Origin of the sequence: Dolichospermum circinale AWQC310F (assembly GCF_000426925.1) — a bacterium.
Lineage (GTDB): Bacteria > Cyanobacteriota > Cyanobacteriia > Cyanobacteriales > Nostocaceae > Dolichospermum > Dolichospermum circinale.
On sequence record NZ_KE384663.1, the window covers coordinates 117,436 to 128,796 of the forward strand.

The following is an 11,361-nucleotide window of genomic DNA, read 5'->3' on the forward strand; positions in this document are numbered from 1 at the left end:
TTGGTGAAAAACAATTTTATGGGATATGCAAATGGTGAGATTAACAGGTTATAAAATACTTGAAAAAATTTATTCTAGTAGGGAAACTTTGGTCTTTCGAGGCATAAGAGAAAAAGACAAAATATCAGTAGTTATTAAGTTTTTACGTCACGAGTACCGAAAATTCGAGAAATTGGTGCAGTTTCGTAATGAATATACTATTATCAAAAATCTGAATATTGCCGGCATTATTAAAACCTATGGTCTGGAAAATTATGAAAACGGCTATGCTTTGGTAATGGAGGATTTTGGGGGTATTTCTCTCCAGGAAAAAATCAAAGAATGGGGAGAAGGAGGTATGGGAAACAGCGCAGTAGGATTAAGAGAATTTTTCACTATTGCTCTACAAATAGTTTCTATCTTAGCAGAATTGCATCATCAAAGGGTAATTCATAAAGATATAAAAACCGCTAATATTCTGATTAAAACTAGCACTTTAGAAGTTAAGCTAATTGACTTTAGTATTGCTTGTTTACTTAAGAGAGAAACTCAAACTCTCGCTAGTCCTAATGTTCTGGAAGGAACTTTATCATATTTGTCTCCAGAACAAACTGGACGTATTAACCGCTTGGTTGACTATCGCACAGATTTTTATTCTTTAGGTGTGACATTTTTTGAGCTTTTGACTGGAGAATTACCTTTTGCTAGTAATGACCCCATAGAATTGATACATTACCATATTGCTAAACAACCTCCATTATTACATGATATTCATAGTCATATTTCCCCCATTTTATCGGCAATTATTCATAAATTGATGGCGAAAAATGCTGAATATCGCTATCAGTCTGCCTATGGGATTAAATATGATTTAGAAATGTGTTTAAAAGTTGGAGAAGAAAGTGGAAATATTCAGACTTTTGAATTAGGAAAAAGAGATATTAGCGATCGCCTAACTATTCCTGAAAAACTGTATGGTAGAGAAGTAGAAGTAAAAACTCTGCTCACAGCTTTTGAGCGTATTTGTGCTAATAATAAGGAAATGATCCTGGTGGTTGGGTATTCGGGAATTGGTAAAACCGCTGTAGTTAATGAAGTTCATAAACCCATAGTTTGTGCTAGAGGTTATTTTATTAAAGGAAAATTTGACCAATTTGAACGCAATATTCCTTTTTTTGCATTTATACAAGCTTTCCGAAATTTAATAGATCAACTATTAACTGAAAGTGATGCTCAATTGCAAGAATGGAAAACTAAAATTCTGTCTGCATTAGGAGAAAATGCTCAGGTTATTATTACTGTTATCCCAGAATTAGAACAAATTATTGGTAAACAGCCTCCTGTTCCAGAATTGTCCACCATGGCCACAGAAAATCGTTTTAACTTGCTATTTGAGAAATTTATTCATGTTTTTACCACTCAAAAACATCCTTTAGTCATATTCCTTGATGATTTACAATGGGTAGATTTGGCTTCTCTTAAATTGATGCAATTACTAATGACTACAAATGAAATTAGTTATTTGTTGTTAATTGGTGCTTACCGGGACAATGAAGTGTCTGCTACACATCCTTTAATATTAACTATTGAGAATATCTGCAAAACTGCATCAGTTAATACTATTACTCTAAATTCTCTCAATCAATCTCACCTCAATCAACTCATTGCTGATACTCTGAATTGTCCGCCTACAGTTGCTTTACCTTTTACTCAATTAGTCTATCTAAAAACTCAGGGAAATCCGTTTTTTAGCCACCAATTTATCAAATCTCTCTATGAAGATGGTTTAATTCGCTTTAACTTTGATTGTCGTTATTGGCAGTGTGATATCGCACAAATTCAAGCTTTAGCTATCACTAATGATGTGGTAGAATTTATGGCACTGCAATTACAAAAATTACCCGAATCAACTCAATCAGTATTAAAGCTGGCCGCTTGTATTGGCAACCAATTTAATTTAGATACATTAGCAAAAATTAATCAAAAATCTCAGATAGAAACAGCGGTAGATTTGTGGAAAGCATTGTTAGAAGAATTTATAATTCCCACAACAAAAATTTACAACTTCTTTCAATCTGATTTACTTAATGATCAACAGTTATCAGCAGTTCATAACTACGAAGAACAGAAATTTAGTTACAGATTTTTACATGACCGTGTACAGCAAGCTGCTTATGCTTTGATTCCTGACCAAGAAAAACAATCTACCCATTTAAAAGTTGGGCAATTGCTCTTAAAAAATACCTCGGAAAAAGACATAGAAGAAAATATATTTGAAATTGTGAATCAGTTGAATATTGGCATGGATTTAATTACAGTTCAGTCAGAAAAATATGCAGTAGCTCAACTAAATTTAATTGCCGGTTCTAAAGCTAAATCAGCTACAGCTTATGATGCTGCTTTTAGGTATTTAAAAAAAGGTTTATCATTGCTTGCAGCAGATAGTTGGCAGCATGAATATAACCTAACATTAAACCTTTATATAGAAGCGGTGGAGGCGGCATATTTAAATATTCATTCTGAGCAAGCAATAACTTATATAGAAATAGTTAATAAAAATGCAATTAGTGTATTAGATGAAGTTAAGGTATACAAAAAGCAAATGCTCATGCAGGACATGGAATTAACCTTTGATAGAGGGCTAAAATTATTGGAGAAACTAGAAGTTACTGTAGAAGAAGTACCCCTAATAAATGTTAACGTTGAGGACTTAATACATTTACCAAAAATGACAGATCTTTATAAACTTGCAGCAATGGGGATACTAATGGGACTTGGTTTTATAGCTTATTTCTCACAATTGGAGATGGAATTGCCGATTATACTTACCATAATAAATCTGGCTATTAAATATGGCAATTCTGTGGAGTCTGCTTATACTTATATTTGTTATGGCTTGATAGTCTGCGATAGATTTTCCGATATTAATACTGGATATAGTTATGGAAAATTAGCTCTTAATTTATCAGAGCAGTTTGATAATCAAGTGATCAGATTCAGAATTTTAATGTTATGGTATTCTCATATTATTTATTGGAAACAGCATTTTCGAGGATCTATAGTTCCTTTACAAGAGATTGCTGAATATGGCTGGAAAATAGGTGAAACAGACTTTTTAGGTTTTGCTTATACGTTTAATATGTTCATGATGTTATTTGCTGGGGAAAATTTAATAACTGTATCTGAATATCTAGAAAATTGTGCTGCTTTAATCTCCCATAGAAAACTCGATTGGCATACTCAAAACATCAAAACTTGGCAACAAATAATATTTAATTTGCAAGCAATAAATCAGGATAAATGCCAATTTAATGGTGATTTTTTTACTGAAGAATTGTTTCTATTTTTAGTTAATAATAAAAATTATCACTCTCTCTTTGGATTTTATCTAACTAAAACTATACAATTTTATTTATTTAAAGAATATAAAAAAGCCCTTGATAGTGCTGTTTTAGCTAAAGAATATATAACATCTGTGCCAGGACAAATTACTGTTAGCCAACATAATTTTTACTATTCTTTGTCTCTTTTGGCTGCATATAATTATCAGTCAGAACATGAACAAATGGAGTCCATGAAACAAGTTTTAGCAAATCAGGAAAAGATGCAGTATTGGGCTGTTAATGCACCAATGAATTATCAACATAAATATGACCTGATAGAGGCTGAAAAAGCTAGAGTTTTAGGGCAAATGATCTTAGCAATGGAATATTATGACCGAGCTATTCAAGGTGCAAATAATTATCAATATCTTCATGAAGAAGCTTTAGCTTATGAATTAGCGGCAGAGTTTTATTTATCTTTAGGTAGAAATGAAATTGCGTCATTATATATGACAAAGGCATATTATGGCTATTTACGCTGGGGAGGAAAAGCTAAGGTAGACCATTTACAAAAATCCTATCCCCAATTACTTGCTAAGACTCTACAAGAAGGAAAAAAACCTGTATCAACGATGATTTATAAAAATAATAATATTTCTGAGGTTATTGACTTGAATACAGTTATAAAATTCTCTCAAGTCATTGCTAGTGAAATCCACATAGATAAATTGCTATCAACATTAATGCAAGTGATGATGGAAAATAGCGGTGCAACTAAATCTGTTTTAATTTTAGTTAAAAATAATCATCTATTTGTGGAAGCAATAAAAATAGATAATGCAACTGTTATTCAGGAATCAATGCCAGTGAATTTAAGTAAAGATATTCCTATAAATGTGATTAATTATGTTTATAATACGGCGAAAATATTCGTAACCGATGATATTAGAACTAATCTTTTAATAGCTGCTGATTCTTATATTGTCTCCCAACAACCTAAAAGTTTGTTATGTCTTCCTATTGTTCATAAAGGTAAACTTATGGGTATTTTATATTTAGAAAATCAGCTAACTGTAGGCGCGTTTACATATAATAAAGTTGAAGTTTTAAATTTGCTAATGACCCAAACTGCTATTTCTCTAGAAAATGCTCAGTTATATACTAATTTATCAGAACAGGCAGACAGTCTTAAACAAGCTAATCAACAATTAGAAGCATATGCTATGACTCTCAAAATCACTAATCGTTTGCAAAAGTTAGCTGATTTATCTCTTGCTATTAATTCAACACTATCAACTAATAATATACTGCAATTGGTTACACAGCAAGCTGCGGAAATTATCGGAGCGCACCAATCAATCATTAGTATTAAAATAGATGAAAGTTGCACAAAAGCAGTTCATACAGTTCATCTTGCAGATAAATATGAACAGTGGCGGGAAAATTATGAAAAGTTTGATGAATCTGATTTTTATAAATTAGGTTGTCAAATCCCAAATTCAATGCGAATGACTCAGGCTGAACTAGAAGCACATCCAGCCGCAATTAATAACAATTTACCCCTGCGCGGTTGGCTGGTAGCACCACTGATTGATATTAAAGGTAAACACATTGGTGTTATGCACCTTTCTGATAAATATGAAGGTGATTTTACAGAAGATGATGAAGCTATTTTAGTGCAGTTAGCGCAAATGCTATTATTAGCAATGAATAATGCCCATCTTTACGAGGAATCTCAACGAGTTAATCGCATTAAAGATGAGTTTTTAGCCATACTTTCTCATGAATTAAGATCGCCGCTGACTTCTATAATTGGTTGGTCACAAATGCTGCAATCAGGGAAATTAAGTCCCGAAAAAACAGCACTGGCTTTAGAAACTATTGAACGCAACGCCAAATCACAAACCCAATTAATTGAAGATGTAGTAGATATTTCTCGAATGGTTCGAGGTAATATCAGCCTCAATATTCACCCAGTCAACTTAGTATCACCAATTGAAACTGCAATTAATACTATGTATTTAGCCGCTAAAGCTAAGTCAATTAAAATATTGCTGACAATTGCATCTCATAATGTGATGGTATTAGGTGATCCAATTCGTTTACAACAAATTGTCTGGAATTTGCTCGCTAATGCGATTAAGTTTACATCCCCCGGAGGACAAGTTGAAATCGGACTAAAAACAGTAGGATCAGAAGCACAAATTCAAGTAATTGATACAGGGTATGGTATTAATCCTGATTTTATGCCCTATATTTTCGACTATTTTCGTCAAGCTGATGCTTCCAATACCCGAAATTATGGTGGCTTAGGAATAGGTTTAGCAATTGTCCGTCACTTGGTAGAATTGCACGGGGGAAATATTTGGGCTAAAAGTCTAGGTAAGGGACAGGGAGCAACTTTTACAGTTAGAATACCATTACTCCAGTCACAGCCAGAGCTAAACCCCCTGATGGAGTCGCCCAACAATTCCCCAAATTCAACTATTGATGGTGTAAAAGTGTTAGTTGTTGATGATAATGTTGATGTCCGTGAGTTTTTGGTTTTTGTATTGGAAGAATATGGAGCAGTAGTCATGACGGCAGATTCGGTTAGGGAAGCATTAAAATGTCTCCAACAGTTCCCAGCAGATATCTTAATCACTGATATTGGGATGCCAGAGGAAAATGGCTATAATTTACTTAACCAAATCAGGTCTTTAGAATCCACCCAGAAAAGACAAATTCCCGCGATCGCACTCACAGGTTATACTGCAAATGAAGTCATCAATCAAGTATTAAACGCTGGTTTTCAAAAGTATCTTCCTAAACCCATAGATGTATTTGAATTAATTACAGCTATTTCCGAACTGATCTGAACAATTTAAAATTATGAACCAATCACTAAACCAAGAACAATTAAACCAAATAATTGCTGAAGTTCAAACACTGCAATTACGTCAAGAAGCAGAACTTGATCAACAACAGGTTAGAGAAATTTTACAAGACCTGAATTTACCACCTGAATTATTAGATGAGGCCTTGATTCAAATTCGACGTAAACAAGCTTTACAAGTCCAAGAACGCCGTCATAAATTAATTGGTTTGGGAGTAGCTGCGGCTGTAATTATTGCCATAGGATTAACAGTGTTTTTTCATCAACAAAAAAGTTATTTACTGGCTAATGTTTCCGCACAACAAGACAAAATTACTTTAAAATCAAATGATGAAAATATAAAAAATATCTCCCGTCAAGCTAATTCAGAACTTGTTTATCGTGTGACTTTAAAAGATGCACCTATAGGTAAAAAACTCAATCTTTCTTGTGATTGGATTGACCCAAATGGTCAAGTTGTTAAACAAAATAATTATCAAACTAGTGAAATCAAAACTTCAGTTTGGGATACTTTTTGTCGTTATGCTATTAATTCTAGTACACCTGTGGGAAATTGGCAAGTACAAATGTTTCTGGAAGGTCGGAAAATTAGTGAAGCAACTTTTGTAGTGCAATAATTATGTTTCCCTATCATTTTATTGGTTATTGGGGTGATAAAAGCAAAGAGTTTCTCACCCAGAGACGCAAAGGCGCAAAGAGAAGAAGTGAAGAGGAGAAGTTCTTTTGGGATGTTGTTTATATTGGTTGTGAGTCTTTACCTGTATTACCAAAAAATACGATTGCGGGTATTTCTGCTGGGGGTTTCTCGGTCTTAGATGTTTGGGTGAAGATAACAGATAATCAGTTGATTTTGGGTCGGGAAATTTTTGGTAGAGTGCCTTTATTTTGGACTCAGCAAGGTGGGGTAATTTGGTTTTCCTCTCAGTTACAATTGCTTTTAGAAATCCTAGAAAAACCGCAGGTTAGTATTTCTGGTTTATATGGTTATAGTTGTTTTTCCTATGTTCCTAATCCTCTCACCCCTGTGAATGAAGTCTTTTCTGTGACTGCGGGAACTGAGATGATTTTTAATGGGGTTCGTGATCCTCAAGTTGACAATATTTATCAATGGTATGAATCAAAGGAACAAATTAAAGATGAAAATACCGCAGTTTCTCAATTACAAATTTTATTAAAAAATGCAATTCAAACACAAATTTCTGATTTGAAAGATCAACCTGTGGGAGTTTTTCTGTCTGGGGGTTTGGATTCTTCTATTGTTGCGTCTTTATTGGTGGAAGCTGGGGTAAAAGTTCGCGCTTACACTTTGGATTTTGGTAAGTTTGGTATTCCTGAATATCCTTATGCGGAACAAGTGGCAGAATTTCTCAAGATTCCTTTAGTGAAAGTTGATGCTAGTCCCAGTAATATTAAAAAGGCTTTAATTCCTACGGTAAAGGCTTTAGATTTACCCTTTGGTGACGGGGTAACTGTTCCTTTATATCTCTTAAATCAAATTGCTGCTCAAGAAACTCAGGTGATTTTTAATGGTGAAGGTGGTGATCAATTATTTGCCGGTTGGACTAATAAACCTTTAATTGCTGCGGGTATTTATCAATCTGAATATCCTGATAAAATGGAAAGTTTTATGCAGCAATATCTCCGCACTTTTCACCACTTTTGGAGTTACGAAAAACGGATTTATCAGCCGCAAATATATGCTCAGATTCAAGGTCTAAATGCTCAGGAATGGTTGTTAAATGCTCTTGATACTAGTTTTTGCCCTTCCTTGTTACATCGCCTCCGTCGTGGTAGTTTGATGTTAAAAGGAGCGCAAAATATTCACCCCCGTGCGACTGCGTTGGGTTTTGCTCATGGTTTAGTTGTGCGATCGCCTTTTTGTGATTTACTGTTAGCAGAATGGACCTTTCAACTATCCGGTGAACTGTGCTTACACGGTGCTTGTGAGAAGTATATTCTTAAACGCGCTGTAGAAAATTGGCTACCAAAGGAGATCGTTTGGAGACAAAAACGTGGTATGGGTGTTCCCCTCACCTCCTGGTGTCTAAATAATTTTTGGCATGATCTTGGCAATTGGCTAAATCCTGGTATAATGGAATCACATAGCTACTTTTTTCCCGATATTGCGTCACGAATTGTCACAGGTAAACTGGGGGGGCAAATTCAAGGACGACGTATTGGCGAAAGTCTATGGTTATTGATCATCTGGCAACTTTGGTATACTCACGTTTTTGGTTCTGAACTCGGTAAAAAGTCCTTATATCACCCATTTATCTTACCTCCATGGTTATGGAAAAAGTACCAAAAGTTCCAATTTTAGGACCAGAATTAACACCAGAACTTGTACATGAACTATTACAAGTTTACGGTTCTCCTTTATATGTTTATGATGCCGATATTTTACGCCAAACTATTTCATATATTACCAAAGCTATTAGTTATCCCCATACTCAGTTTCATTTTGCTAGTGTAACAAATAGTAATATTGCATTACTAAAAATATTTAAAAACGCCGGTTGGGGACTTCATGCTAATACTCCAGGTGATATTTATTTAGGTTTAAATGCGGGTTTTCATCCTGGTGATATCGTCTATAGCGGTAGTAATCTAAATCGGGAGGAAATGGCACAAGTTATTAATTGGGGTGTAACAACTCTCAATTTAGATAGTATTTCTCAGTTGCGTTTGTGTTGTGAGGTTTTTTTATTTCGCGCAAAAACGCAGAAAAACACAGCAGAAAAGTTAAATCTTGGTTTGCGGTTGAATGTTGCGGAGGATAGTCGTATTGGTGTTAGTTCTCTAGATTTTGATCAGGCCGTTTCTATTAGTCGTGCTGTGGGTTTAAAGATTTCTGGTTTACATTTTTATCGCGGTACGGGAACTAATGCAACAACAGCTTTTACTGATGTAATTGATTCAATTTTAGCAACTGCAAAAAAGTTACCAGATTGGCAATATTTAGATTTTGGCGGTGGTTTTGGTTATCCCTATCATCATGATAATATGGCTTTTGATTGGCAATTATTTGGACATCAATTAACTAATAAAATTAGTAAAATTGGCAAAAATATTAATTTAATGATTGAGCCAGGACGCTCTGCTATAGCGAGTTGTGCTACTTTATTGGCTAAAGTTGTTTCGGTAAAATGGCAAGGAGAAAAACAAATTATCGGTGTAGATTCCACTATTGCTAATATTTCTGTTATTTCTGTACATGGAGGTTATCGAGAAATTAGAACTTTGAAAAATTCAACCTCTCAAAAGTATCTAACTGATGTTTGTGGAAATACCACATATTCACGGGATTATTTAGGCAAAAACTGCCAACTTCCTGCCTTAGAAATTGGCGATATTATCGCTATTTTAGATGTTGGTGCTTATGGTTATGCTATGTCTTCTCACTTTTTACATCGTCCCAGACCTGCGGAAGTATTATTAGAAACTGGTAGACATCGTTTAATTCGTAAACGGGAAGATTACAGCATTCTACTTAATAATCAAATCATCTAAAATTCGACTTTTTTAATTATTAATTTATCCCCAAAATCAAAACCAACAAAACCATGAAATGTATTAACTGCGGAACTGATAATAAATTAAAAGACAGAACAGCAAATCAAGGAAGATGTTTAAAATGCAATCATCCTTTTGTTTTTGAACCCACAAGTATGGGAACTGTGAAAATTACCGATTCTATGTTTTCTAAAACATTAGCAGATATTTCAGCTAGTTATACTTTATATTTTACACCCAAACAACTCCTTTATTTTTTAGATAGTCGGGTTAGAAAAAAGGCATTTCAACCAATAGGATTTTGGTCTTTATATCTTTTTTTGAATGTTTGGGTAACAGGTTTTGGTGGAGGAGTTACTGCTGCTTTTATACCTAATTCTTTTCTTGTTGTTAATCTAGTTTACCAAGCAGGTACAATTTTGTATTTATTTAATAACACAAATTCAAGTAGATTAAACAATGCTAGTCGGAAAGCAAGTGCTAAAACCTTACAAAGACTGGGAGTGCTAATTCTGGTAGTGGGAATATCAGCAAGTTTATTTGTGTTAGATTCTTTCCCTGTTTTCTCTATTGTAGTAATTTTAGGGTTGCTATCAATATTTTTAGGAACTAGACAGTTAGGAAAAGTCCAAAATTTACCACAGGAACTTTTATTTTCTTCCACAGATTTAGATAGTTGCTTGAGAAAATGGCAACAAATAAATGGTAAAGTTGATCAAGTTCTAACTTCACAACAAGAACAAATTGCACCTAAATCTATTAACCCCGATATAACAGCTTATAGTTTTGATAGATTAGTAGTTTGTGATAGTGCTAATATGGCACAATTATTAATTGCTAATAATTTCCACTTTGAAAATAATTGTGCAATTCTCAGTATTACCGGTTATCCTCAAAGCATTTTTTCCACTACAATGGAAATGCTACGACGTAACCCTGATTTAAAAGTCTATGCTATTCATGATTGTAGTCCTAAAGGTGTCAGTTTAGTTCATCATCTTCGCACCAGTGAAAAGTGGTTTTTAAATAGCAATGTGACAATTATTGACCTGGGACTTTTACCCCGTCAAATTATTGCGAGTCAGGGAAAAATGTTTATTCGGTTTTCTTCACACTTAAAAGACGAAGCTAAAAAATTATCTGTAGATATTCGTCAGAGTTTAACTGCTGAAGAATTAGCTTGGTTAGATACTGGTAATTTTGTCGAATTAGAATCTTTTACCCCACAAAAATTAATTCAAGTTCTCAGACATGGTATTTCTGGAAGCTTGAATTTAGAAAGTGATGATAGTAGTATAATTTTAATTGGTGATTCAGGCATTAATTCAGGAAATGATATTTATATGGTGGAAAGTTTTGGTTGAATAAACATGGATGTTACTAATAATTATTCTAACTGAGAATTTGCTTGTTGTTTTCTAACTGCACGAGCAATCAAGGGAGCTTTCTTTTCTAATCCTGTTAGGGTAAGATCACCATCAAGATACATCTGATACCATTCTCGACGCTGACGAAGAACTCTTTCATCATCCTGTAAAGGTAATCTTTGTAAAGTAAATTCAGCCTTTTGGCGTTTTTCTTCTGGTACTGCATCAGTTACAGGGGTTTCCGCTCTTATGAGGTACATTTTAAGCCCCCTCCCCGCAAGCGGGGAGGGGGTTGGGGGTGGGG

General features: G+C 34.3%; 6 protein-coding genes. 5 read left to right on the top strand and 1 reads right to left on the bottom strand.

Annotation, left to right across the window (positions count from 1 at the left end):
* Positions 1 to 31: 31 nt before the first annotated feature.
* The 5 genes from ACIR310F_RS21130 to ACIR310F_RS0100970 are packed head-to-tail and all read left to right on the top strand — an operon-like array spanning position 32 to position 11,054.
* The gene (locus ACIR310F_RS21130; RefSeq protein WP_196803143.1) at positions 32 to 6,160 is read left to right on the top strand and encodes an AAA family ATPase; all 6,129 of its coding nucleotides are present in this window, start codon (positions 32 to 34) and stop codon (positions 6,158 to 6,160) included.
* A gap of 13 nt (positions 6,161 to 6,173) precedes the next feature.
* Positions 6,174 to 6,794, top strand: coding sequence for a DUF3859 domain-containing protein (locus ACIR310F_RS0100955; protein ID WP_028082203.1), 621 nt, complete (start codon positions 6,174 to 6,176; stop codon positions 6,792 to 6,794).
* 2 nt (positions 6,795 to 6,796) lie between these two features.
* Positions 6,797 to 8,497 (top strand): asparagine synthetase B family protein, encoded by a 1,701-nt coding sequence (locus tag ACIR310F_RS0100960; RefSeq protein ID WP_028082204.1) that lies wholly within the window; start codon positions 6,797 to 6,799, stop codon positions 8,495 to 8,497.
* Positions 8,461 to 9,687: a diaminopimelate decarboxylase family protein gene (locus ACIR310F_RS0100965; RefSeq protein WP_081677530.1), complete on the top strand. Its 1,227-nt coding sequence runs from the start codon at positions 8,461 to 8,463 to the stop codon at positions 9,685 to 9,687. Before ACIR310F_RS0100960 ends, ACIR310F_RS0100965 begins: the two co-directional genes overlap by 37 nt.
* A gap of 53 nt (positions 9,688 to 9,740) precedes the next feature.
* The gene (locus tag ACIR310F_RS0100970) at positions 9,741 to 11,054 is read left to right on the top strand and encodes a toprim domain-containing protein (RefSeq protein WP_028082206.1); all 1,314 of its coding nucleotides are present in this window, start codon (positions 9,741 to 9,743) and stop codon (positions 11,052 to 11,054) included.
* A gap of 23 nt (positions 11,055 to 11,077) precedes the next feature.
* Here the strand turns inward: ACIR310F_RS0100970 and ACIR310F_RS21135 are convergent, their stop codons facing one another.
* Positions 11,078 to 11,317, bottom strand: coding sequence for a hypothetical protein (locus tag ACIR310F_RS21135; RefSeq protein ID WP_231387348.1), 240 nt, complete (start codon positions 11,315 to 11,317; stop codon positions 11,078 to 11,080).
* Positions 11,318 to 11,361 lie beyond the last annotated feature (44 nt).

Bases quoted from the DNA above. Each gene is read 5' to 3' on its own strand.
- ACIR310F_RS21130 (WP_196803143.1), top strand. From the start codon at position 32: ATGGTGAGATTAACAGGTTATAAAATACTTGAAAAAATTTATTCTAGT.
- ACIR310F_RS0100955 (WP_028082203.1), top strand. From the start codon at position 6,174: ATGAACCAATCACTAAACCAAGAACAATTAAACCAAATAATTGCTGAA.
- ACIR310F_RS0100960 (WP_028082204.1), top strand. From the start codon at position 6,797: ATGTTTCCCTATCATTTTATTGGTTATTGGGGTGATAAAAGCAAAGAG.
- ACIR310F_RS0100965 (WP_081677530.1), top strand. From the start codon at position 8,461: ATGGTTATGGAAAAAGTACCAAAAGTTCCAATTTTAGGACCAGAATTA.
- ACIR310F_RS0100970 (WP_028082206.1), top strand. From the start codon at position 9,741: ATGAAATGTATTAACTGCGGAACTGATAATAAATTAAAAGACAGAACA.
- ACIR310F_RS21135 (WP_231387348.1), bottom strand. From the start codon at position 11,317: ATGTACCTCATAAGAGCGGAAACCCCTGTAACTGATGCAGTACCAGAA.